Annotated in this window: 25 protein-coding genes, 1 tRNA gene and 1 pseudogene; 13 read left to right on the plus strand and 14 right to left on the minus strand. The window is 62.1% G+C overall.

Annotated features, from left to right (window positions below):
* Positions 1-54 precede the first annotated feature (54 nt).
* Both ftsY and BM177_RS00185 read left to right on the plus strand, forming a co-directional pair.
* Complete coding sequence (ftsY, locus tag BM177_RS00180; protein ID WP_091675651.1) at positions 55-1,278, plus strand: signal recognition particle-docking protein FtsY; 1,224 nt, start codon at positions 55-57, stop codon at positions 1,276-1,278.
* 76 nt (positions 1,279-1,354) lie between these two features.
* Positions 1,355-2,047 (plus strand): septation protein A, encoded by a 693-nt coding sequence (locus BM177_RS00185; protein ID WP_091675656.1) that lies wholly within the window; start codon positions 1,355-1,357, stop codon positions 2,045-2,047.
* A 42-nt stretch (positions 2,048-2,089) separates the two neighbouring features.
* Here the strand turns inward: BM177_RS00185 and sciP are convergent, their stop codons facing one another.
* Positions 2,090-2,365 (minus strand): CtrA inhibitor SciP, encoded by a 276-nt coding sequence (sciP, locus tag BM177_RS00190; protein ID WP_091675660.1) that lies wholly within the window; start codon positions 2,363-2,365, stop codon positions 2,090-2,092.
* Between the two features lie 347 nt (positions 2,366-2,712).
* Here sciP and mnmA point away from each other — a divergent pair, with 347 nt between their 5' ends.
* Positions 2,713-3,909 carry a tRNA 2-thiouridine(34) synthase MnmA gene (mnmA, locus tag BM177_RS00195; protein WP_091677244.1) on the plus strand — a complete coding sequence of 399 codons (1,197 nt, stop codon included), beginning with the start codon at positions 2,713-2,715 and terminating at the stop codon, positions 3,907-3,909.
* Positions 3,910-4,075: 166 nt separating this feature from the next.
* On the plus strand, positions 4,076-4,702 hold the full coding sequence (locus BM177_RS00200) for a class I SAM-dependent methyltransferase (RefSeq protein ID WP_244532049.1): 627 nt from the start codon (positions 4,076-4,078) through the stop codon (positions 4,700-4,702).
* A 48-nt stretch (positions 4,703-4,750) separates the two neighbouring features.
* On the opposite strand, the gene BM177_RS00205 is transcribed toward BM177_RS00200, so the two are convergent.
* A complete protein-coding gene (locus BM177_RS00205) occupies positions 4,751-4,969 on the minus strand; it encodes a YdcH family protein (protein ID WP_091675664.1) in 219 nt (72 codons plus the stop codon).
* A 362-nt stretch (positions 4,970-5,331) separates the two neighbouring features.
* Between BM177_RS00205 and BM177_RS19375 the strand changes: the two genes are divergently transcribed.
* The 3 genes from BM177_RS19375 (at position 5,332) to BM177_RS00220 (ending at position 6,161) form a co-directional block, all read left to right on the plus strand.
* Positions 5,332-5,622, plus strand: coding sequence for a hypothetical protein (locus BM177_RS19375; RefSeq protein ID WP_139223454.1), 291 nt, complete (start codon positions 5,332-5,334; stop codon positions 5,620-5,622).
* Positions 5,612-5,800 (plus strand): YdcH family protein, encoded by a 189-nt coding sequence (locus tag BM177_RS00215; protein WP_091677250.1) that lies wholly within the window; start codon positions 5,612-5,614, stop codon positions 5,798-5,800. Before BM177_RS19375 ends, BM177_RS00215 begins: the two co-directional genes overlap by 11 nt.
* 284 nt (positions 5,801-6,084) lie before the next feature.
* A tRNA-Arg gene (locus BM177_RS00220) sits at positions 6,085-6,161 on the plus strand.
* Positions 6,162-6,714: 553 nt separating this feature from the next.
* Here BM177_RS00220 and BM177_RS00225 read toward each other — a convergent pair.
* The 3 genes from BM177_RS00225 to BM177_RS20325 form a co-directional block, all read right to left on the minus strand.
* Complete coding sequence (locus tag BM177_RS00225; RefSeq protein ID WP_139223455.1) at positions 6,715-6,921, minus strand: hypothetical protein; 207 nt, start codon at positions 6,919-6,921, stop codon at positions 6,715-6,717.
* Positions 6,922-7,128: 207 nt separating this feature from the next.
* A complete protein-coding gene (locus BM177_RS20320) occupies positions 7,129-7,614 on the minus strand; it encodes an FAD-dependent oxidoreductase (RefSeq protein ID WP_210185868.1) in 486 nt (161 codons plus the stop codon).
* Positions 7,615-7,630: 16 nt separating this feature from the next.
* The gene (locus tag BM177_RS20325; RefSeq protein ID WP_210185869.1) at positions 7,631-7,825 is read right to left on the minus strand and encodes a hypothetical protein; all 195 of its coding nucleotides are present in this window, start codon (positions 7,823-7,825) and stop codon (positions 7,631-7,633) included.
* A gap of 116 nt (positions 7,826-7,941) precedes the next feature.
* Between BM177_RS20325 and BM177_RS20330 the strand changes: the two genes are divergently transcribed.
* On the plus strand, positions 7,942-8,127 hold the full coding sequence (locus tag BM177_RS20330) for a hypothetical protein (protein ID WP_210185870.1): 186 nt from the start codon (positions 7,942-7,944) through the stop codon (positions 8,125-8,127).
* 518 nt (positions 8,128-8,645) lie between these two features.
* On the opposite strand, the pseudogene BM177_RS00235 reads toward BM177_RS20330, so the two are convergent.
* The 4 genes and pseudogenes from BM177_RS00235 to BM177_RS20440 all read right to left on the minus strand — a co-directional run.
* A pseudogene (locus tag BM177_RS00235) lies at positions 8,646-9,650 on the minus strand (IS256 family transposase); the annotation flags it as partial.
* Positions 9,647-10,195: an ISAs1 family transposase gene (locus BM177_RS00240; protein WP_091675672.1), complete on the minus strand. Its 549-nt coding sequence runs from the start codon at positions 10,193-10,195 to the stop codon at positions 9,647-9,649. The pseudogene BM177_RS00235 and the gene BM177_RS00240, both read right to left, overlap by 4 nt.
* A 283-nt stretch (positions 10,196-10,478) precedes the next feature.
* Entirely contained in the window at positions 10,479-11,165 is a 687-nt protein-coding gene (locus tag BM177_RS00245; RefSeq protein WP_091675675.1) for a class I SAM-dependent methyltransferase, read from the minus strand.
* A 316-nt stretch (positions 11,166-11,481) separates the two neighbouring features.
* Complete coding sequence (locus BM177_RS20440; RefSeq protein ID WP_244532008.1) at positions 11,482-12,003, minus strand: hypothetical protein; 522 nt, start codon at positions 12,001-12,003, stop codon at positions 11,482-11,484.
* 498 nt (positions 12,004-12,501) lie between these two features.
* Between BM177_RS20440 and BM177_RS00265 the strand changes: the two genes are divergently transcribed.
* Both BM177_RS00265 and BM177_RS00270 read left to right on the plus strand, forming a co-directional pair.
* Positions 12,502-12,858 carry a DUF983 domain-containing protein gene (locus tag BM177_RS00265; RefSeq protein ID WP_091675687.1) on the plus strand — a complete coding sequence of 119 codons (357 nt, stop codon included), beginning with the start codon at positions 12,502-12,504 and terminating at the stop codon, positions 12,856-12,858.
* A 341-nt stretch (positions 12,859-13,199) separates the two neighbouring features.
* Positions 13,200-14,339 carry a potassium channel family protein gene (locus tag BM177_RS00270; protein WP_091675692.1) on the plus strand — a complete coding sequence of 380 codons (1,140 nt, stop codon included), beginning with the start codon at positions 13,200-13,202 and terminating at the stop codon, positions 14,337-14,339.
* A gap of 44 nt (positions 14,340-14,383) precedes the next feature.
* Here the strand turns inward: BM177_RS00270 and BM177_RS00275 are convergent, their stop codons facing one another.
* The 4 genes from BM177_RS00275 to BM177_RS00290 all read right to left on the minus strand — a co-directional run bounded on the left by BM177_RS00275 (position 14,384) and on the right by BM177_RS00290 (position 20,700).
* Complete coding sequence (locus tag BM177_RS00275; RefSeq protein ID WP_139223456.1) at positions 14,384-14,701, minus strand: hypothetical protein; 318 nt, start codon at positions 14,699-14,701, stop codon at positions 14,384-14,386.
* A gap of 376 nt (positions 14,702-15,077) precedes the next feature.
* Positions 15,078-15,605 carry a hypothetical protein gene (locus BM177_RS00280; protein WP_091675697.1) on the minus strand — a complete coding sequence of 176 codons (528 nt, stop codon included), beginning with the start codon at positions 15,603-15,605 and terminating at the stop codon, positions 15,078-15,080.
* Positions 15,606-15,790: 185 nt separating this feature from the next.
* The gene (locus BM177_RS00285; RefSeq protein WP_091675701.1) at positions 15,791-19,315 is read right to left on the minus strand and encodes a helicase-related protein; all 3,525 of its coding nucleotides are present in this window, start codon (positions 19,313-19,315) and stop codon (positions 15,791-15,793) included.
* Between the two features lie 572 nt (positions 19,316-19,887).
* Positions 19,888-20,700: a DUF3108 domain-containing protein gene (locus BM177_RS00290; protein ID WP_091675706.1), complete on the minus strand. Its 813-nt coding sequence runs from the start codon at positions 20,698-20,700 to the stop codon at positions 19,888-19,890.
* A 369-nt stretch (positions 20,701-21,069) separates the two neighbouring features.
* On the opposite strand from BM177_RS00290, the gene BM177_RS00300 reads away from it, so the two are divergent.
* The gene (locus BM177_RS00300; protein ID WP_244532009.1) at positions 21,070-21,507 is read left to right on the plus strand and encodes a hypothetical protein; all 438 of its coding nucleotides are present in this window, start codon (positions 21,070-21,072) and stop codon (positions 21,505-21,507) included.
* Positions 21,508-21,525: 18 nt separating this feature from the next.
* Here the strand turns inward: BM177_RS00300 and BM177_RS00305 are convergent, their stop codons facing one another.
* Positions 21,526-22,017, minus strand: coding sequence for a TspO/MBR family protein (locus tag BM177_RS00305; protein WP_091675714.1), 492 nt, complete (start codon positions 22,015-22,017; stop codon positions 21,526-21,528).
* Positions 22,018-22,219: 202 nt separating this feature from the next.
* Between BM177_RS00305 and BM177_RS00315 the strand changes: the two genes are divergently transcribed.
* Positions 22,220-22,915 carry a VIT1/CCC1 transporter family protein gene (locus BM177_RS00315; RefSeq protein ID WP_091675722.1) on the plus strand — a complete coding sequence of 232 codons (696 nt, stop codon included), beginning with the start codon at positions 22,220-22,222 and terminating at the stop codon, positions 22,913-22,915.
* Between the two features lie 108 nt (positions 22,916-23,023).
* Complete coding sequence (locus BM177_RS00320) at positions 23,024-23,272, plus strand: hypothetical protein (protein ID WP_139223457.1); 249 nt, start codon at positions 23,024-23,026, stop codon at positions 23,270-23,272.
* Positions 23,273-23,315: the final 43 nt, after the last annotated feature.

Raw genomic sequence — 23,315 nt, forward strand, 5'->3', positions numbered from 1 at the left:
GGCTTGCCCGAGGCCGGCGCGCCGCGAGCGGTTTAATCACCAAGAAGGAATTCGATGGCCAAGCCCAGCAGCGAAGAAGGCGAAACCGCCGCCAAGCCGAAAGGGGGCCTGTTTTCAAGGGTCTTCGGGCGCAAGGAGGCTCCCGCTGCGCCTCCGCCTTCCACTGAGGAACCCTTGGCGCAAGCGCTGGAGCAAGAGCGCGACGCGTCCGCCGGACCGTTTGACGAGGCCGCTCCCCAGGATGTGACTGAGGTCGACGAAGCCTTACCGGACGCGCCTTTCGAGACGGAAGCGCCGCCGCAGGCCGACCCCAGTCCGCTCTCTTTTGCGCCGATGCCGCCGATCGCCGAAGGGCAGAAACGCAGCTGGTGGACAAGGCTGCGCGAAGGCCTCGCGCGCTCCTCGAATTCGATCGGGGCCGGACTGATCGCGATTTTCACCAAGCGCAAGCTTGACAGCGGAATGCTCGACGATCTCGAAGACGTTCTGATTCGCGCCGATCTCGGCGTCGCCACGGCGGCGCGGATCGCGCAGATCGTCGGCAAAGGCCGCTATGACAAGAACGTCGAGATTGAGGAGGTCAAGGACATCCTCGCCACTGAAGTCGAACGTGTCCTTGGCCCCTATGCGAAGCCGCTCGACGTCGACACGGGCGAAAAGCCTTTTGTCATTCTGGTCGTCGGCGTGAACGGCTCCGGCAAGACGACGACCATCGGCAAGCTCGCCTCGCAATTCTCCGGGGAGGGACGCAAGGTTTTGCTCGCTGCCGGCGACACGTTCCGCGCGGCCGCCGTCATGCAATTGCGCATCTGGGGCGAACGCCTGTCCTGCCCGGTCATCTACCGCGAACAAGGCGCCGACGCGTCGGCGCTGGCGTTCGACGCGGTCAAGGCGGCGCGCGAACGCGGCGACGACGTGGTTCTCATCGACACGGCGGGGCGGCTGCAAAACCGGGCGGAGCTGATGGCCGAACTCGACAAGATCATCCGCGTGGTCCGGAAAGTCGACGAGAGCGCTCCCCATGCCGTGCTTCTGGTACTCGACGCGACGGTCGGGCAGAATGCGCTCAGTCAGGTCGAAATCTTCGGCCGGGTCGCGGGCGTCACCGGCCTCGTGATGACCAAGCTCGACGGAACCGCTCGCGGCGGCATTCTTGTCGCCATCACCGACAAGTTTCACCTCCCGATCCATTATATTGGCGTTGGCGAAACGGCCGGCGATCTCGAGCCCTTCACGGCCCGCGAGTTCGCCCGCGCGATCGCCGGGATCGAGGGCTAGGCGCTTCACGCCAACTCAAAAACGCATTAATGAAGAAGCCAAATTAACATAGCGACGACAAGGAAAGCCGGCTTTCATGAGCGGAACCCTGCGCCCGGACACCAAGTTGAGCGGCGCCGCCAAGGAGAAGGCGGCCACTGACGCCGAGCTGTCGCCCTGGCTCAAGATGGGCGTCGAATTCGGGCCGCTAGCGCTTTTTTTCGTCGCCAATGCGCGGCCGAGGCTTTTCGAACCGCTCCTCGCCCGCGTCCTGTCGCCGGAGCTGCTGGCGGGGCCGAACGCGGCGCTCTTCACAGCGACCAGCGTTTTGATGGTCAGCGTCGTCATCGCCCTCACCGTGTCTTTCGCGGAGACAGGGCGTCTGCCGATCGTCCCGCTCGTGACTGCGGTTCTGGCGGTCGCCTTCGGCGGCCTGACCCTCTATCTGCAGGATACGACCTTCATCAAGATGAAGGTGACCGTCATCTACTCGCTTTTCGGCGCGGCGCTTTTCATCGGCCTGGCGATGAACCGGCTGTTCCTGCCGTTTATTTTCAACAACGCCATGGCCTTGACCGAGCGCGGCTGGCGCTTGCTGACGGTGCGCTGGGGCGCGTTTTTCTTCGCTCTGGCGATCCTGAACGAAATTGTGTGGCGGACCCAGTCGAACGATGTCTGGGTCGCGTTCAAGTTTCCCGGGATATTCATCATTCTCGCGCTGTTCATGCTCTCGCAGGCGCCGTTCATCATGCGCCACCAGCTGGATGGAGAAGACGCCGGGAAAGATTAGCTTTGTCGAGCGCGTCCATGTCGAGCGCGACGGCCGCCTTGGTCAAAGCCTGTATTGCTGAATCCGCGTCGTGCGCAGGCCGGCGAGGCCATGCTGATCGATCGACATCTGCCAGGACAGGAATTCGTCGACGGTCAAGGTATAGCGGTGGCAGGCTTCTTCCAGGGAGAGAAGCCCGCCGCGCACGGCGGCCACCACCTCCGCCTTGCGCCGGATGACCCAGCGCTTGGTGGTCGCCGGGGGGAGATCGGCGATGGTCAATGGGCTGCCGTCCGGGCCAATGACATATTTTGCCCGGAGACGATGTGGTTCAGACATAATCAATACTCACGCACCAGACGGACCTTGTTGCGAGACACACTAAAACGGGCGACTTAAGATTTGCCTAAACCGGAATTTTGCAGGTTTGAGCGCAGATCGACTTGCTGAACTTTAATCTTTCGGAAACATCTATTGATCGCGTCCGGCGACCCTGAGCATTCTTTCATCCGGGCACTCTAAGCGTTGAGCCTTGCGCGGCGATCATCAAAGCTTCGAGACGACCGATTGCGCACCGGCGGCAGGAGGTTGTATGAGATGAGGTCATTTTGACGCAGCCGGCGGGTCGGCCGGCCGGGGCAAGCTCGAACATGCGCCTGCGGTCGATGGGAGCGGACGGCGATACGATGAACGGAAACCAGGGCGGCGCGGCGCCGCTCAACAGCCTCGGCCTGCGTAAATCTTCGGCGCACACGCGAGTCGTCGTCGCGATGTCGGGCGGCGTCGATTCCTCGGTCGCCGCCGCTCTCCTCAAGGAAGAGGGCTACGACGTCATCGGCGTGACCATGCAGCTTTATGATCACGGAGCCGCGGTTCATCGCGCGGGCTCGTGCTGCGCTGGTCAGGACATCCGCGACGCCCGCCTCGTCGCCGCCCGCCTCGATATTCCCCATTACGTGCTCGATTACGAAGAACGGTTCAAGGCGAAGATCATCGATCCGTTCGCTCAAAGCTATGCGATGGGCGAAACGCCGATCCCCTGCGTCTCGTGCAACAGCGACATCAAATTCGCCGATCTCTTCGAAATGGCGCAGGATCTTGGCGCCGACGTTCTGGCCACCGGCCATTATGTGTCTTCAAGAGCGGACGAGTCCGGGCAGCGCGCGCTTTACCGCGCCGCCGATATGACCCGAGACCAGAGTTACTTTTTATTCGCGACCACGCGGCGGCAGCTCGCAAAGTTGCGCTTCCCGCTCGGCGATCTGCCCAAGACCGAAGTCCGCGCCCTGGCCCGACGGTTCGGGCTGCTCGTCGCCGACAAGGCCGACAGCCAGGACATTTGTTTCGTGCCCGAGGGAAAATACGCCGACATGATCGAGCGGCTGTCGCCCGGAGCGGCCGCGCCGGGAGATATCGTTCATCTCGACGGTCGCGTGCTCGGGCGCCATGGCGGCGTCATTCATTACACCATCGGGCAGAGGCGCGGCCTTGGCCTTGGCGGCGCTGGCGAACCGCTTTACGTCGTCAAACTTGACGCAGCCGCCGGCCGCGTCGTGGTCGGGCCGCGCGCCGCGCTCGCGACGCGAGTCGCCTATCTGCGCGATGTCAACTGGATCGGTCCGGGAGACATGGAAGATCGCGCCAAGGAGGGATTTGATCTCTTCGTCCGGGTCCGCTCGACGCGCCCGCCCGCGCCGGGCGCCCTTTACCTCCGGGAGGACGAATGTTTTGTCGAGTTCGTCCACGACGAGGACGGGGTCTCGCCCGGTCAGGCCTGCGTCTTTTATGAATCGGATCAGCCGCAGGCCCGGGTATTGGGCGGCGGCTTCATCCATTCGACCGTTTCCGCCTGTGCGGCGCCGGCTCTGTCCGCCGGAACCTGACAATGGCGCCGCTTCCAACGGCCGGCGCTGATAAAAAGAAAAATGGACCTGGAGCTGGAGGACGCGCGTGGAGAAGACCCCTTTTTTTGACGATGCGGACCAATCCTCGGGCGAAAGTGCGCTTTCGGCCGCCGCAGGCGCTCAGGCGGCGGACGCAAGGCCCTCGCTGGGCAACAAGGACGTCAAACGGTCCTACGCGCGCTGGGCCCCGGTCTATGATCTTGTCTTCACTCTGGCGATGTATCCAGGACGCAAGGCGGTGGCCGCCGCGGCCGACAGGCCTTTCGGCCAGGTGCTCGACGTCGGAGTCGGCACGGGCCTCGAACTGCCGATGTTCGACCATCGCACGCGGCTGATCGGCGTCGATCTGTCCGAGCCGATGCTGCGCCGGGCGCAAAGCCGGGCCGTAGCCAAGCACTTGGCGAACGTGGAGGGACTTCTCGTCATGGACGCGACGAACCTCGCTTTTCCGGACGACCATTTCGACGCGGCCGTCGCTCCCTTTGTGCTAACCGTCGTGCCAGAACCCGAGGTTACGCTCGACGAACTGGCGCGCGTCGTGAAACCCGGCGGCGAAATCATCCTCGTCAACCATATCGGCGCCGCTAAGGGGCCGATCGCGTGGATCGAACGAGGGCTTGGAAAGCTCAGCGCCGAACTTGGCTGGCGCCCGGAATTCCCCTGGTCGATTCTTGGCGACTGGATCGACGCTAACCCGAACGTCCGCCTGGTGGAGCGGCGTAAACTGCCGCCGTTCGGGCTCTTCACCCTGGCCCGCATCGAGAAGCTTTGAACGCCGAAGTCTGCGCCAGATCCTGGTTCAGGCGATCAAGGCCGCCGTTCAGGCGATAATGTCGGGCGTCAGCTGATCCTCGATAAAGGACAACCGGTCCTTGAGAAGAAGTTTGCGTTTTTTCAGCCGCTGCACCTGCAGCTGATCGATGACGCCAAGATGCAGAAGCGCCTCGATCGCCGTGTCGAGGTCGCGGTGCTCCTGGCGCAAATGTTCAAGTTCCGCTTCCAGCAGGGCGCGCTCCTCGCCGCTTAGTTTATCCGCCATGGCCGACGATCCTCAAGCCTGCTAACGCTCTTGCCCGCCCTTCGTGGAAAGGCCGAGCGACAAGGCGGCGTTCAATGGATGGAGGTCCGTCCGAAATCGTCTTTGGACCTTCTGCGATGCGGGGCTTCAGGCTCCGGCCGGCCGGGGCGCCAGGCGGGGGCGAAGATAAGGTCGGCGCGGGGCTGCGGCAAGGCCAAGTTTCGCGCAGGTTCGGCGTCTTTTCCCCGGTCCGGCGAAGCAAGCGTTAACCAGCGCCGGAATAACCTTTGTTCGCCATGGACGCCGCGCAGACGGCCTCGCAACCAGACGCCCCGTCCGAGAGCATATTCCGATCGGAGTGAATCAATCCAATCGACAAGAATATGCTCAAGCCTTTGACTCTGGAGCGATTTCTGATCGATCGCATGATTCATGCGATCGGAAAGCGCTATGAGCATATTCCGATCGGAGTGAATCAATCCAATCGACAAGAATATGCTCAAGCCTTTGACTCTGGAGCGATTTCTGATCGACCGCATGACTTCATGCGATCGGAAAGCGCTCCGGCCGCAAAAGTGAAACGGTTTTGCGAAATGATCTTCGCAAAACCAGAATGCTGTGGCACACTTCGACCTGTGCGTGGTCCTTACAATGGAGTTCTGCATGTCTCTTGAAAATCATTTGGCCGCTCTGGAGCAGCGTCATGACGCGCTCGATAAGGAAATTGAAAAGGCGCTGGTGCATCCCGCCTCAGATGAGCTGAAACTGGCCGAATTGAAGCGCCGCAAGCTGCAGCTTAAGGACGAAATCGCCAAGCTGCGCGGCGACCCCACTCTCCCCACTCTTCACTAGAGCATATTCCGATCGGACTGAATCAATCCAATCGATAAGACTATGCTCGAGCTTTCTGGAGCGATTTCTGATTGATCGCATGACGTCATGCGATCGGAAAGCGCTCTAGGAATTTCAGCTCACTCTTTTGGCGATGAGCGCGCTTGCGAAACGGTCCTGCCGGAATTTCGGCTTCGCGGCCGTGGGCAGGGCCGAAACTCAGACGCATCCGCCAAGAACAGGGTTGGCGCGGCGCATTTCGACAGGTAAGATGCGCCGCATGCGTTCGCTTCCGTGAGCGCAAGGCACCCGTAGCTCAGCTGGATAGAGCGCTGCCCTCCGAAGGCAGAGGCCAGAGGTTCGAATCCTCTCGGGTGCGCCATTTCAGTACAGAACTGCGAACCGTCAAAGCCGCCGATTCCCCTCTGGAAGCGGCGGCGAGGCTTTGAAGCAGTTCCGATTTATCCATCGGCATGTCTTCGACGGACTGCCGACGGCGCCACTTCCAGGACGGTCTTCTCGTTGATCCCAAAACGCTCGGCAAGCTTCGCGGCCGAAGCATCTGATCGCTATAGTTCCACTCAAATGGAGTGCGTGGTCTTGGCGCTGCCGTAAAGAACCTGTCCCAAAGCTCCCTCCGCTGTGAAGATGATAGATCTACTCCACATGCTGAGTCTAAACACCTGGTGTCACTTCTCTGGTCGATAGTCTTCTTGGCCACTCAAGTGTCCTTGATTGCGCGGTAACGCAATCCATCAATGATCAGCGCCACCAAGTGAGGCGCTACCAGCATGACTGCGTGCGCCGCCGCCTTCGAAGCCGAATGTCGAGGGGACGCGCGCTCGATATTCCCTGCGCGGTTTCGCAAAGAGACTGCGGCTAGCGCGGAGCCGATAAGCCGATGACGGATAGCTTTGACTTCTATGTCGACGCTATCATCGCCGGGCTGCGGGAGCTTTCACACAGGCTCCCCTGAAGACACTCATCAAGTGAACGTAAACAGCCGGTAGAGTGGCGTAATCGTTGAACATGGGCCCGGGTTCGCGTCCGATGCGAGCGATATAGTGGTTGTAGGCCGCACGGACGATCTCCTGGACGGTTGCGAGGTCGCCGGGTCCGGCGAGACGAAGCGTGATTGTCATGACTCCGATCATGCCGAAGCTGCTGCGCGTTTTAAACGCCTGACGAGCTACGAACCGCGATAAGCCGGACGTGTGCCGTCTATCGGGAGGCGCCAAGGCGGGCCAGTATCCTGGCGTTGCTGATTTGAAGCGTATCGCGCAATAGAGTTGATTTTTTTGCGCGACACGCTTCACGACAAAATCCAGCTATTGAGTCCGCTCCCGCCGTCAGGCGGGCAGCGGATTTTGCGCCATGCGCTGCCTGCCGATCTCTGCCGCCTCGCGAACGACCGCGAAGCCATACGCGACCATCTCGCGCTCGTAATCGGCAAGCGCCGCGCCGAGGGTCCGCCGCCCGGCGGCAACGTCGCGGAGCGCCCGGCCGAGCAGCGCGCCGTCGCGCATGGCCACGTTGGCGCCCCGGCCCAGCGTCGGCGTCATGGCATGAACCGCATCGCCGAGCAGCGTGACGCTGACGGGCGTGTCGAGCGCGCATGGCACGCTGGTATACATCTCGATCAGGAAGAAGGCGGCCGGATCGCCGGCGCGGACAAGCGCTCCTGCTTGTTCGGGCCATGCTCCGAGCGCTTCGGCCGCCACCTGCTGGAGTTCGGCGCCTGACGCCTCATGCAGGCCCGAAGGAAAGAATTCGTGTCGACCGCCTACAATGCAGACAACATAATCAGGCTGCGGGCGCAACGACAGACCCGGCATGCAGGCCTCTGCTGCGTCATCCGGCGGCGTTGGAGCGGACGCTGCCAGCGCCGAGAAACACCTTCCGTTCATCTGAGGCGATCGTGAAGATGTCCTCAAGCGTCTCGCGTGGAACGATGCTCGCGGCCTCGTCGAGAGCGACCTTGCCATAGATCGCGGTAATACCGGCATCGACGGTCTTGCATTGAGGTGCGCGCTGACGCCTGACCACAGACCGGATACCGTCTCAGCGCCGACCAGAACGTCGCCACGCATCTGGGCGCCGTCCTTTAAGAAGGCCGTCACCCCTTCGCCATCGCTTTCATATCGTATGAGCGTCTTGCCATAGTGGATGCGGTTGTCGAGACCGGCGAGCAGGAGCTGGCGCAGCGTCGCGCGATCGACATTGGCATGCTCTACCTGTCCCTCGCGCGTCGGCCAGACTGCCGGATCGTGCTCAATCCCCGTCGGCAGGCGTTTCAACGCTGTCAGATCGGTCGCAAGGATGGTCGTAAACGGCTCAGTGCGGAATGATGTCGCCTCGAATGCCGCGTAGAGTGCGGCGTCAGCACCTCGCGTGCCGCATCGATCGCATCGCCGTCGAGATGGAGTCGATAGCCCTGCGGGCGCTCGAATGCGCTCGAACAGCTCGACCGCGATCTCGGCGCGGAGCAGTGGTTGGGCAAGCGTAAGCCCGCCCAGACCAGCACCGATGATAATTGCTTTTAAGTCAGACATGGGTTTGTCCCTTGCGAGAAGTGAGTGCAAGAAACACACCGGCGGTCCGTTCTGGAGAACGGCGCTCATGAACCCTGAGGGTCACCCATGACGGGCAGTACCTGACGCGTGCAAGATAAAGTTTTCCAAAACTTGATTGCGAAGTCAAGGGTCGAATCGATAGAGCATTTTTGTTGGATAGCAGCTGCCGGCGCCTTCCGAGATCAACTCGCTCGTCTGACCTCGCGCGGCCCGATCAAACGTCAACAACTGGAACAAAACCAACATGCAGATTGTAACTGAAGCGTTCCAGAAGCTGACGCGGCCTCCCGCTCTGAGAGGCGCTCGATGGGGTTGGTCGAGTGCAGTTTGGTGCGATGGGCCGGCGGGAAGCTCATGAAGGCGAGTACATCGGCCTCGGCGTCATCCATCAGAACGGCGAGCTTCGGCAGCTTGGGGCGGAGTTGATTGGCGACCTTGCGCCATTGCGACTTGGCGGCCTCGGCGTCGTCCTGCGCAAAGGCGGTGGCGATGAAGGCGGAGACGACGCGTCGCCCGCTCTTGCCCGCATGAGCGAGCGCATTGCGCATGAAGTGAACGCGGCAGCGCTGCCAGCTCGATTGCAGGACTTTAGCTACGGCGGCCTTCAGGCCTTCATGTGCGTCGGAAATGACGAGCTTCACGCCGCGCAAGCCCCGGCGACGCAGCTTGCGCAGGAACTCAGTCCAAAAAGTCTCGGCTTCCGATGGGCCGATGTCCATGCCGAGCACCTCGCGACGTCCGTCGGCGTTGACGCCCACGGCGATGATCGCCGCCCGTGAGACGACACGGCCGTTCTGCCGGGCTTTGACATAGGTGGCGTCGATCCAGAGATAGGGCCAGTCGCCTTCGATGGGCTGCTCCAGGAAGGCCGTGACCCGCTCGTCGATCTCCTCGCACAGCCGGCTGACCTGGCTCTTGGAAACGCCGCTCATGCCGAGCGCCTTGACCAGATCGTCGACCGAGCGCGTCGAGACGCCCTGGATGTAGGCTTCCTGAATGACGGCGGTCAGCGCCTTCTCGGCCATCCGGCGCGGCTCCAGGAAGCCCGGAAAATAGCTGCCCTTGCGCAGCTTGGGGATGCGCAGCTCGACGGCTCCGGCCCGGGTTTCCCAAATCCGGTCGCGGTAGCCGTTGCGCTGAGCCAAGCGCTCAGGGTTCTTTTCCCCATAACCCGCGCCCGTCAGGGCTCCGACCTCAAGCTCCATCAAGCGCTCGGCGGCGAAGCCGATCATCTCGCGCAAAATATCGTCGGGGGCCTTCTCTACGAGCGCGCGCAGGTTCATCATCTCATCGGTCATCGGCAGTTCCGATGACCGCCGCAAGCCGAGCTACACCACTGCTGGGGACACGACCTGGTTTTCTCTGGAACGGAAAGCTGCGCCAAGGTCAGCCGGGCGTTCGTGGCGTAAGCGCTGAGCGTATGCAGCGCCTTCAAGCCCTTGCGTTTGTCGCCTGTGCGCCGCGAGGTCTTGCCGTCGATGGCGATGAGATCGTGGCGACCCGGCGAAAGCGCCGCGATCCAGCTCTCGAAACACTGCCCGAACAGGATCGGATCGATGCGGTTGACGAGATCGCGCAGCCAGCGCTGGCTGGGAATGCCGAAGTGGAACTCGGAGAAGCGGCGCAGAAAGGGAAGATGGCTCTCGCCCCAGGTGGTGATCTCATCGAAATCGTCGCAAGAACAAATTGTTGCACAAGTCAGCAGCAACAGGACCTCGGCGAGGGGATACATGACGCGCCACGACTCGCGTTCGTCCGAGAGCTTCGAGAAGTGATCGAGCAACAAGGCCAGCCGGTCGCGTGGGATTTCCTCGTCGGCAAGCTCGAAAATCAGATCGTCCATGGTCGTGCTCCCCCCGAATCACACAGCCCAGGGAATCACGACACGCCGTCAACCCAAAACCAGCCTAAAACCGCGTTAACCCGACTTCCGAGGCGTGCCTGGGCATCGGTCACGCTTGACATCTGACTGCGATCATATGTCGGCATTCCCCCGGATCGCCCAGCGCTGCCGGAAGCCGATCAAGCGCCCGCCACGCCCCTGCGCGGGCCGCGTTTGCGCTGAATGGGAGGGGAAGCAGTAGCCGCTTGGCGGGCAAAGACACCTGCCTTGAACACTTTGCTTTTCATCTCCTAATAGCGATCAACGACTTCGGGAAAAGAGCGAAACGCTCAAAACTGATTTCTGCATCGGGAAAGAGCGAGCGGAATTGGCTGGCATCGAGAATCACCGCAGATTCGACCGCGGCCATTGCGTCATCGAGATCCGGTATTGCCAACGACCAACCGACCTTCATTCGCCTTATAATTTTCAGCCTGAGGGATTCTGGCATCCAGTGATAGAACGGCACGCGATAAAAATGCGGATCAATTGGAAACCAAAAATAAGGTGTCTGAATGTAATAGGCCGGCGCCAACCGACGTACCTCCTTCGCAAAGGCGCGCATTTCACTCCAGCGACCGACATGTTCAATGACACTATTTGAATGGACGAAGTCAAAACTGCTATCTTTGTAAAAATCCAAATTGCATGCGTCGGCGACAACAAATGTTATTCTTTCAGTTTTGGGCTCTGACGCAAATAATTCACTCCTGATATGATTGACACAAGTTATGTTTATGTTTGCCGACTCAAGAAAATCAAATCCAATCCGATCCCAATATTTATACGACCCACCCAGATCTATAATATTAAATATACCAGTAACGCGTGAACGGCATTCCATGATCGCGCCTTTTAATAGGCGGTCCCTATGAGACCGGAAGCTATTTGATATCGCCTCAAATATTGGTCCGTTGCCTTCAGATGCCATCTTTAACTCCTAATCCGACATTTGCCAGATAGCCGAGGGTTCGAGGTCAAACATGCTTCGATTGGGCGCTTTCGACAAGTCGGCGCCTTTCCGGTCAGCAGTTCTCAATAGCTCAGCTTGAGTTGGGAGAAATCGCTTTCGCGGGAGCGAGTTTTCTGATTCACCGTCGGGGTGCTGATTCTCGAGGAGCTTCTGGACGGCCTGCGCGGCGTTTGCTCGACCTTTCCGGACAAGTGGAAGGGCGCAGACGTCGTCTCTCCGATGGTCGACATCGGCATGGCGGCGTTTTCGCTGTTCTTCATGCAGTCTGAGTCCTTCATCGCCCATCAACGCTCGCTCGAGGATAGCCGCCGCCGTCGACCCGGATGCGCTGGTGCGCGGTTTCAGCAAACTTGCGCAGCATTTGCGGCGTGACAGCCTTGCCGCCGAAGTTTTCCAGCAGCGCCTGCGCGCGTTCGGCGTCGGCTCTGGCCTGATCGCGCATGGCCTTGAGCCCGTCGATGCGGTCCTTGAGCGCCGGATCGCCGATGTCGGCCACACCGGCTTCGATGGCGTCGTAGAGGCGTTTGAGGCGCAGGTCCGATTCGGCGGCGCGCTTGTTCAGTTCCGCAATATGCTCGCGGCGGCGTTCGCTCTGCTCTTGCCGCCGATCGAGAACAGCTGTCACTTTGCACGAAAGCGTGAGACTACCCCGGTTTCGGACGGCCGCTGCTGGAAATGGCGAGACCAAAACGGGCTTGCGTCTCGTATTTGCTGCAAATATGAGAATGACGGATGGGCGTCGGTGAGCAGCTTGATCTTCACGGCGTCGGACCAAATGCTTTCCCGACCACTGCACGATTTCTCCATGCGCGTGTAAAGGTCCGAATCGTTCTGGATGCGAGAGAGCGCCGCGAGCAGAGCCATTCGGATCGTCAAGGGTACGACAAGTGGCGTTGCGCCATTGATGGTGAATGGCGCGCGCCGGTCGACGTCGACGAAGCCAGGGTCGAATCGTTCGCAAACATCGGGAACCGTCATTCGCACATTTCGCGCAAATTCGTCACGCCATTCTCACCGTTTCATGCAAATTCGCGAGTTTCGTGCAGTCGTAACCAATTGAAAATATTGAAATGCTGTCGCACGATTTCCTGCAATGCGACACCCTGTCGGACCACGGGGGATTCGAACTCCGCTCAAGAGAGAGCTATAGCGTAAACGTAGTTCTCATCATTGCCTGTCACAGTGCGCCATTTGACGATCGCACGGTCCGTCTTGCGCCGGACCGATTCCTGATTTCGGGCAAATCGATCCTCGCGCATTGCATGTTCCCGCTCCCCGGACTAGACGTCGGGGAATGGCAGACACTGAACCAAGCCCCATCTTTACCGGCATTCGAGGCCGATGCCCGCGCTGCGGCGAAGGCCGTCTGTTCAGCGGCTTCCTTAAGCTTGCGCCGCGGTGCGAGAAGTGCGGACTGGATTACGGATTCGCCGATCCCGCCGACGGGCCCGCCTTTTTCGCCATGTCCGCGATGGCTTTCCCGATCCTAGGGTTTGCGCTGTGGCTCGACGCGGTCCACGAGCCGCCCTGGTGGATACATCTCGTGACGACGCTGCCGCTGCTGATCGTCCTTTGTGTGCTTCCGTTGCGGCCGCTCAAAGGTTGGCTTGTCTGTTCGCAATATCATTACAAGGCCGGTAGCGACTGGTGACGACTTCAGATCCTGGGCTCCACGAAACCGGCCGAGCCCAGCTCCCCGCCCAGTTCATGGGCGAGGCCGCGCCTGGGATAACGATTCCCAGCTAACCTTGATCCACGCCATGGCCTTTTGGTACAATCAGGGCTAAGCTTGCAGCCGCTGAGGATCGGCGCCGCGACCTCGAATGGTCAGACCAGCGCTCCTGAATTCCCTGTTTTTCCGCGCGGGCTCTCTCTACGCAGATCGCAAGGCAGGCGGCGGCGTTTTTCGTCCGGCTTTTCAACGAAGCTGAAAGAAGGTCGGTCCAGGACCGATCTTTCGCCCTTGTAAAGGAAGTGGCGGTTCCCGGTCAGATGAGATCGATTTTCGATTCCCGGGCGAACAACCTTATCTACGGCGTGATCTTTGTGCTGGCCGTCAGCGCTCTCGCCCTGGCTGGCTACATGCACAGCGGGTGGAATTTCGGCGACTCGCTCTTTATGGTGGTGCTGACGGTTTTCACCGTCGGCTACGGCGAAGTCCATCCCCTCGATACGATCGAACTGCGCGCGATCACGATCCTGCTTATGGCGCTTGGCTGTACAGGAATGATCTTCCTCACCGGCGCGCTGGTCCAGTTCATCACGCTTTCCCAACTCCAGCAGATGCTCGGGCTGACCCGCATGAACAAACAGATCGACGTATTGAAGGATCATGTCATCATCTGCGGCTTCGGCCGCACTGGCGCCATGCTCGCCAAGGAGCTGCGGGCGGGCAATTCCCAGTTCGTCATCATCGAGCCTAACCACACCCGCTTTGTCGAGGCGCAGGCGCTCGGATATCTTTGCATCAATCTCGACGCCGCCGAGGAAAGCGTGTTGAAACAGGCGGGCATCGAACGCGCGAGAGCGCTGGCGACCGTCGTTTCCTCCGACCCGGTCAACGTCTTTATCACGCTCAGCGCCCGCAGCCTGAACAAGACGATCCAGATCATCGCGCGGGGCGAGGAGCCGTCGACCGAGAAAAAGCTTCTTCAGGCCGGCGCCAACGCCGTGGTGCTACCGGCTCATATCGGCGCCGAACAGGTCGCCTCGATGATCCTCTTTCCGGCGATCGCCGGGATCATTCAATATTCGGAACGGCGCCGTCAGCTGGAGCTTGATCTGCGCACGCTCGGCCTCGAGATCGAAGTGGTCGTCGCGGCCGAGGGAAGCGCTTTTTGCGGCCTCACCGTGGACGAGATCGAGCGCAAGGCGGAACGGTCGTTCTTTATTATCGCGATCGAACAATCCGGCAGCCGTTCCGCGGAACGGCCCGATCCGGCGACGCGCATCAAGGCCGGCGATGGCGTGACGATTCTTGGCCGGGCCGGACGAGCGTATGTTCTCGGCAATTTCAGCGAGCCCGCGGCGGACGTTCAAAACCTTGCGCCGGATGAGGCGATCGCCGCGCGCGCGCCGGCGGGGCTGAAGACGCCGCAGCCGGAGCCTTCGGATCAGATCCGCGATCCCTGACCTTTGGTCGTTCTGAACATAAAGGTCGCGTACGCCGGTATGGCTTATTCCTTGAACGGATCGCCGCCCTTCGGCGTCTCGCCGAGGATAAACTCTACATCGACGACATCGCCGTCGGTCAGTTGCTCGAACCGGCCGTCTATATAGGCATGCGCGATCTGCATGGCCGAGTTGTTCTCCCAGGTGAAAGAATCCCTCAGCGCCGTCTGGTTTTTCAGGTTCACGACAACGACGCCCCTCTCGGCAGCCAGCCCAAACCGCTGAAGCAATTCCGCTCCGGCCTCGGTCCTTGGCCCAATCTCCATCGCCAGAACCGGAATCCGCCCGGATTGATCGCGAATTTCAAGTAACTTCGTTTGCATGCTCGCAAGCTCCATTTTTTTGTTTTAGCGCCGCCGAGGCGCAACAATCCCCGTTCCGGCTGCCGATCCCGGCGGATAAGCGTTAGCTGCGCCGTAAATAGGAAGATTTTGTCCGCCCTCAGGCGGCGGTGTGCGAACGAAAGCCTCGCCGCCGCCCTCGATCCCCGCGGACCCGAAACAAGCCGTTTAACCAAGTGGGAAAATTTTTCGGCTGGTAATTGCGCAAAATTAAGGCCGCGGTCCGACGATTCGGAGACGTCGCGCGTTTCGTCGCACGCCAATCGTCCAGACCAAGCCGCGCAGGCCAAGCCGCAGACGCGACGAAGCGCGCCTGTCGTCGAACTATGCGAGGCGCATCGTCCGGACCGACCGATCTCTATTGAACAAAGCGGAAGCGTGGGGCGTTAAGCCCTTCGGAGGAGCCGCCGGTCCCCGCGCCCAAACTGGTCAGATCCCTGAGGCCGCCAGTTCCGACGCCGATGGCGCTGCCGCTAATGCCGCCGGTGTTGATTCCGGCGCTTCCTGCTGAAGTGTCTTTCAGGCCCCCGCTGCCGATGCCGAGGCCGCGTCCGTTCCCCAGGATGCCGCCCGTCATCGTGCCCCAGGAGGAGGCGTCGCGCAGTCCGCCAGCGCCGACGCCAATCGCGGTATCGTTGATGCCGCCGAAGGCGTTTCCAACGCCCAGACTAAGTCCGCCGGTTCCGGCGCCAATGTGCCCCACACCGCTCACCACCAGGGCCGAGCGTCCGCCTGCGGCGTTGGCGCCAAGGCCCGTGCCCGCGATGCCGCCGCCTCTTTGAAGGACCGGGGCGACAGGCCCAGCCGGGGTCGCTTGAGCCCACGCCGACGCAGGCGCTCCAAAAACCATCACGGCGACCACGCTGAGAACGAAATCGGCGCGCATCAATTCTCTCCCAGGCTAAAAATCCGCGAACAGTCCGGCAGACCAAGGCCCAATCTGCTGGCGGAAGCTTACCCTATCATACCGTAGAGGCAATTGATTTCGGCCTCAGCCGTCAGCCGAACGGGAGCGTGCGCCGCCCTTTGGAGAGTCCGGGCGGTTTCGCGATTGCGCCGCCGCGAACGGGTTCAGCTTTCCTTGGTCGTTTTTTCCTCCAAACGCGCCTTCAGCACAAGCAGTTTGGCGAAGGGCGAATCGGGATCGGGCGGCCGTTCGTTCGAACGTTTCTCGCCTCCGCCCGCTTGCAGGTTCCGCCCATGTCTGCGTTCGTCCGTCCCGAACCTTTGTTGTCCCCCGCCTCCCTCGCGCCGGTCGTGGCCTTCGAAGCGCCCGCGCCCCTGGCCCTGCGGGCGGTGCTGAGTCTGAACCCGGCCGGCAGGCCGGGCGCCGTTCTGGCTTTGCCCGCGGTCTTGCGCACGGTCTTCGCCGCCGGTTTGAAGCGTCTCGGCGGAGGCGGGAAGAGCCTCACCCTTGCCGGCGCGATTTTGTCCGCCCCTGCGATGGTCCTGGCCCGAAGGACGGCCTGCCGCCGTCGGCCGCCGGTTGCGGGCCCCGCCCTCCGCCTGTTCAGCGTCAGGAACCGCGACGGCGCCGGCTTCACGCTTTTCCGGCCTCCTGTTCGCGCGCCCCTCGGGCCGGCGCGCATGGTGATGTTGCCGGTGCGGCCGCCAGACATCGATCATCGGCGGCTCTGCAGGCGTGTCCTCGGCAGGCGTGTCCTCGGCAGGCGTGTCCTCGGCAGGCGTGTCCTCGGCAGGCGCAGCGTCAAAATCCCGAACCATGTCCGGGACTACCGTTTCGGACGCCGCGGGCGGCGCGGCGGCGGCGACGCGCGAGTCCTCGAAGTCCCTGTGCTCGACGCAGGCCGGCTCGTTGGCCGATTCCCGGCCCGTGAGGTCTTGCGGACTCTCCTCCTCGCTGACCGGACCGCGGACCTCTTCGACGAGCTGTGCGGAATCGGCGGCGGCGGCCGACGGATCCTCGCTGGCGAGTTCTTCGGTTTGGCGGGTTTCAGTCGGATCTGTTTCCAGGATGGCGGTTTTTGGCGGACCGTCGCTCTCGACGGCCGCGGCCTCGGGATTTGGCTCGCCCTCAGCGTCCTCCGGACTCGCGAGGTCGACAACACCCGGCGCCGCGGGCTCCATCGCGGCGAGAGGACGCAGCGGCGCGGTGATCGCCGGACCTTTGCGGCGATCGAGCACATAGCCGAGCGAGCGCAGAATCGTCGCGAAACTCTCGCCCGAGCAACCCGCCAGCGAGGTCATCGCAACGGTGATGACAAAGCCGTCGTCGTCGGCGGCCCCGACGGGCGGATCGCCGGCCGTGACCCCTGGACGGTAGGCGATCGCGGGACGGATCAGGTCGGCGAGCCGTTCCAATATGTCGACGCGCACGGCGCGATCGCCGCAGACGCGGAAACCGGCCGCCCGGTAGAGGCCTCTTTGAACCTCCTTGTCCGCGATGAACGAGGTTCGCCCTGAAGCGGCCAGATGAGGAACGTCGTCGAGACCCTTGACCTCCTCGACGCCGCCGTTCTTCAGCGCCCAAAGCTGCGCCGCGAGCGCGCGCGGAGCCGGTTTCAGCAAATTCGGCAGATAAAGATGATAGGCGCCGAAACGGATCCCGAACTTGCGCAAGGCGGCGCGAGCCTCCTGGGGAAGGTTCTTGAGATCGTCCGCGACCTTGGACCGCTCCAGCACGCCAAGCGATTCGGCGACCTGGAAAGCGATGCCGCGGGCAATCCCCTCGAGCCCTGCTCCGGCCTCGAGTTCGGCAAGCGGGCCGAGCAGCTTCTTGACGTGCTGCGCAAGCCAGAGATCCAGCCGGCGCTGCGCCATTTCGAGCGCCGGTCCAGTGAGGTGATCGTCGGCGAGGATGCAGGCCCGGGGTTCGAGCACATGCCCGCCCGGCGCGATTTTCGCCACAGGTTCGCCGAGCCAGCGGATAATTCCGTCATTGGCCAGCACGAACGCTTCGTCGACGGCCTCGTGAACGCGCGTGGCCCTGCCTTCGATTTCCCCCGCGAGAGCCTTCTGCGCGGCGGCGTTCAAGGCTTTCGCGGCCTCGCCGACCGCTTGCGGGTCTCCGGTGAAACGAAATCCGTTGAGTTGGCCAACATGCTGGCCTTCAACCAGCACATCGCCGCTGGCGGTGACTTCCGCTTCCAACATGGCGTTCTCCCTCAAGCGGCGCATAAGCACGCTCGTCCGGCGGTCGACGAACCTTTGGGCGAGCCGTTCGTGCAACGCGTCCGACAGCCTGTCCTCTACCTGACGCGCGACGCTCTGCCAATGCTCCGGATCGCGAAGCCAGTCCGAACGGTTGGCGACAAAGGTCCAGGTCCGGACTTCCGCGATCCGCGCGGACAGCGCGCCAAGATCTCCATCGACCCGGTCGAGGGCGCTGATGTGCCGGACGAACCAGTCGTCCGGGATATATCCCGCCCGGACGACGAATCCGAAAATCGACAGGACAAGGTCCGCATGCGCGGCCGGCGAAAGCTTCCGGTAATCCGGAATCTGACAACATTCCCAAAGCCTTGCGATGTCCTGACGCGTACACGCCTCGCGCGCGGCTTTTTCGTTGCGGGCGGCGATGTCGAGAACCATCTGGTCTTCGGCGAGCGGCGCCCGGGTGAGCCGGCGCTCCCCTGGAAGAACGTCCAGGGAGGCCGCAAGGTCCCGGATCGAGGAAAAATCGAGATCGGTATTGCGCCATTGCAACGTGCGGACAAAATCGAACCGGTGCTCCTCCAGCGCCTCGACGATCTCGGCGTCGAACGGGGCGCAGCGGCCTGTCGTGCCGAACGTGCCGTCGCGCGTATGCCGCCCGGCTCGTCCGGCGATCTGCGCCAGTTCCGCCGGATTGAGGCGGCGGTGCTGCCAGCCGTCGAATTTCCGGTCGGCCGCGAAGGCGATATGATCGACGTCGAGATTCAGGCCCATGCCGATGGCGTCGGTGGCGACGATGTAATCCACGTCGCCGTTTTGAAACATCTCGACCTGGGCGTTCCGGGTCCGCGGCGAGAGCGCGCCAAGGACGACCGCGGCCCCGCCCCGCTGACGTCTGATCCATTCGGCGATCGCATAGACTTCCTCCGCCGAAAAAGCGACGATCGCGCTGCGCCGGGGAAGACGGGTCATTTTCTTTTCGCCCGCGAAGCTCAGCGCGGACAAACGCGGGCGTGAGGCGATTTTAACGCCCGGCAGGAGTTCCTCGACCGCGCGCTGCATTGTCGCCGCTCCGATCAGCAGCGTCTCGTCCTGGCCGCGACGGCGCAACAGCCGGTCGGTGAAGACATGGCCGCGGTCAAGGTCGGCGGCGAGCTGGATTTCATCGACGGCGACAAAAGAGACCTCGAGATCGCGGGGCATCGCCTCGACCGTCGAGATAAAGTAGCGCGCCGTTTTCGGCTTGATCTTTTCTTCGCCGGTAATGAGGGCGACCGCCGCGGACCCCGCCTTTTCGACGGCGCGCTGATAGACTTCGCGGGCGAGAAGCCGCAGCGGCAGGCCTATCATTCCGCTGGGATGGGACAGCATTCGCTCGATGGCGAAATGCGTCTTGCCGGTGTTCGTCGGCCCGAGCAGGACGCTGACGCCCCTGGCGCGGTCGCGCTGATTTTGCTTCGGAGCTGGAACTGAAATGTTCATTGGTTAATCGGCGCAAGAGGAACAATGAGAACTCAAAGATGCGAGTCGCCTGTCCTCCTGCTCCGGCCGATGGTTTTCCGGCGCTCCAGAAAAGCTTCAGCTTGTTGTTTTCGTGGCCGCATTTCGCAAAGCCCCGGGATTCTCCCGCGCCGATGACTTATCGCCAAACGTTCGGGCCGCCTTTCGCTTCTGTATCACAATGGCGCCGTTGCTGGCAGTTTTCTTTAGATCTCGAACAGGAGACGAACGAATCACGCCCGAATCGGCGACCCGCCTCGAGTCCGGGTTTGTTCACCACACCATGTTGACGGGCTGACGACGGTTGCGACTAAAGGTTGGGAATTGGAAGATTTTCGAACCCTTCGGCCAGACGAAGCAGCGAGATGGCGCACGGACTCGGGAGGCCTCTTCTGTCAACCGGGCCTTAAAATTTATTTGGCGGGCTTTTTGGAAATTTATTTGGCAAGTCTTTGGCGCCAGGTCTTTGGCGAAATCTTGGAAGTTTACGTGTGAGGGTCCTGGAAGCCCTTGCCGGCGATTCAAGGCTCCGAAGCCTTGCCGAGCAAGACCCCTCAATGCGCGGTCGTCGCCGCCACGTCGCTGGCCTGGATCGTGAAATCCACCGCTTCGATGACGGCGGCGCCCGCCAGCGTCGTCAGGGCGACGCGCAACGGGACGACGACATGCGCGTGCGGGAGGGGCGCGAGCCACGCCTCGATCTCGCGATTTTCCGACATGAACTTGGCGGACCGGGAGTCGCGCTTATGCCCGGAAATCGGGGTGTAACGCGCGGCGCAGACCGACACGGGACCCGAATAGCCGCTGACGGAAACGTCCCTTGTGCCGACATAGGACAGCGCGACATTGAACCGCACGAACCCATCGTAGACCGGGAGAGTCCTGTTGCAGGCCGAAGCCCCCACCAGAGGCTGCCCCTCGGGAACGGCCATGACGAAGGCGCTCAACGGATCGAGGATATTGCGCTTGTGCGCCTCGGTCACGGGAACCCGGTTGAACAGGTCGTCCCAAGGCGGCGAAATATCCACCGCCTTCACATTGCCGGCGTTGAGCGACATGCGCACGGTTCGCGTTTCGCGGTCGTTCGACGAAATCGTCGTGAAAGTGGCGGGAGCGACGGCGCCGTTGCGCAACGCGCCGGTCGAACGCAAGGCCAGTTTGACGTTCGACACCATCGCCGCGACGCCGGTCAGGTGGACATTGAAATCGATCCGGTAGGACGAGGGATCGATCGACCCCACCGCCACCGCGTCGCCGATATGGAGTCCGACAAGGGACACCGTGTAATGCGCGCGCACGACCTCCGAGGAAGCGGGAGCCGCGCCAAGACATCCAGCGAGAGCGAAGGCGCATAAACGGCGGAACAACTGACTCTCCCCCTGCAGATCCGGTTAACGAACGCGACCGGCCAAATTATGGCGGCGGCCCGGAACCCCGTTCATCCTCCAAGAGTCGCATTATCTCAAGGGCGGATGCAAGAGATCTCAAGGATGGATGAAAGAGTCCGCGAGAATGCGGTCTCGCGCGCCTCTCCACCCGTTGCGCCGCGCCGATCTTGGCTTTTATCCTGATTACGCGTACCTGTCGAAACCGGCCAAAGCGGCGTCCAAAGCCCGCCGCCGCGCCGACCGCGGCCCGCGCTGTTCGAAGATTGACGAAATTCGTGGCCCGCCAGGGCGGCGCGCAAGAGCGACATACAAGAGCTTCACGCAAGAGCTTCATGAAAGGGCTTCAAGATGGCGCCGCGCTCCCTGTCTTTCCCTTGGTCCGACCCCTCTCTGTCCAAAGCCGTTTTGTCCAAATCCGGCCTGGGCCTCGTCGCCGGCTTGGCCCTGGCGGTCTTCGCGCAAGGCGCAATCGCCGCGAATTACGAATTTCTTCCCTGCCCGGCGATCGACGTCAATCGCATCTATCGTCTCGACCGGGCGACGGGCGAAGTCGGCGCTTGCCAATATGGATTGAAAGAAAACAGCGTGAAGGAGGGCTCGGTCGGAATCACGCTCTGCTATCCCCCCGGCGAAGGCGCGGGCCCACAGACTCCTAGCGAATATTCCCTCGTCGCGTCCCACCATGCCAGCGAGGGCGCGGTGTTCCGGGTCGATCTGCGCACCGGGACGATGTCCGTCTGTTATGTGCTGCGGGAAACCGTGGTGTGCACGCCGCCGGCGAAATAAGAACATTTCGCCCGGCTCTCAGGCCAGTTCGCGGGACACAGGCGAAGGGTTGAGCCGCCACAGGGCGAAATTCAGCGCCGAAGCGAAACTGACCCAGACGAAATAGGGCGCGAGCAGCAAAGCGGCGCGATGATCCACGCCGTCGAAAGCGACGATGGTTGCGGCGATCGAGAGCCAGAGAACGACGATTTCCGCGAAAGCGAGATCGAGCCGCCTCAGCCCGAAGAAGAGTCCCGACCATCCTGCATTCAACAAAAGCTGCGCGCCGTAAATCGCCAGCGGCGCGGCGGCTCCGGCAAGACCGGCGCGGCGCCAGACGAGCCAGCCCGAAATGGCGATCATGACGTAAAGGATGGACCAGACCGGCCCGAACAACCAGTCCGGCGGCGTCCACCAGGGCTTCCTGATGTTTGCGTACCATTTTCCGGGACGAAACAGCGCGCCGGAAGAGGCCGCGCCGAAACAAGCGGCGGCGAAGACGAACAATCCAGCGGCGTCGGACGTTTCCATGGAATCCTTTGCGGCGGCGCGACCGGCGGCGAACGCCGGCCATGATTGGTTCCGTCACGATGATCGAAACGCGCTACTCTATCATATGTTGCGGCGGCGCGAGTCGGCGCGCCAATCGGCTCCCGGTCAATTCCAAAAGAACCTTAACGCGAACCGCGGCGTTTGCGCTAACCTTCAGCTTGTCAAATAGGAGACGCCTGTTATGCCGCCAAGGCACAGAGAGAGGCATGTGACCAGCCGGATCGGATGGTTGAGAGCGGCGGTTCTGGGCGCGAACGATGGAATTGTCTCGACGGCGAGCCTTGTGCTCGGCGTCGCCGCGGCCCATGCGGGCCACGCCAATGTCATCCTTGCCGGCGTTTCCGGCCTCGTCGCCGGCGCAGGGGCGATGGCCGCGGGCGAATATGTCTCCGTTCATTCGCAGGCGGACGCAGAGAACGCGGAACTCGAGCGCGAACGCGCGGAACTCGAGGCCGACGACAAGGCCGAGCGAAAAGAGCTGACGGCGATCTATGTTGGGCGCGGACTCGATCAAGACCTCGCGGCGCAAGTCGCCGATCAGCTCATGGCCCATGACGCGCTTGGGGCTCACGCCCGCGACGAACTTGGCATATCGGAGACTTTGACCGCACGTCCGATCCAGGCGGCGCTCGCCTCGGCTGCGAGCTTCGCGTTCGGGGCGGCGATGCCGCTTGGCGTCGCCATGTTTGTCCCCGAACGCCGGATCGTCGGCTGTGTCGCCGGGACATCGCTCGTGTTTTTGTGGGGCCTTGGCGCTCTCGCCGCAAGGGTGGGAGGCGCCGAATACCGTCCGGCCGCCCTGCGCGTCACATTCTGGGGCGCGCTTGCGATGGCGCTCACGGCCGGGGTCGGGGCTCTTTCCGGGCGGATCATTTAGCTAATGATCCGCCGATTGCGCCTTCCAAATCCCGCGACGGCGCCTTATGAGCGCCTTAAGGTTTGCAGGAGAATACGATCCCGCGAGCAAACGGACGGAGCCTCGCCAATGAGTTGTAAGATCGCCCTCCTCGCGGTCGCTTTGACCGGCGCGGTCGCCATGGCGCAGGCCCAGCCGTTCCTCCAGCCGGGCGAACCCGCGGCCGTCCCCTATCCGCCCGGCGTTCCCTGGGGCGCGCAGGCTTCCTATAGACCGAAGCCTGCTTGCCGGCCGATGTGCGATAACGATTTTAGTCCCTGCGACCCGATTTATTTCAAGACGGAAGACGGCCGTTGCGCCGGGATCAACCTGCGCTGAAGGCGCGGCCGTCGATAAACGCGTTTCATGATCCAATTTGGCG

The sequence above is a fragment of the Methylocapsa palsarum genome (assembly GCF_900114285.1).
GTDB lineage: Bacteria > Pseudomonadota > Alphaproteobacteria > Rhizobiales > Beijerinckiaceae > Methylocapsa > Methylocapsa palsarum.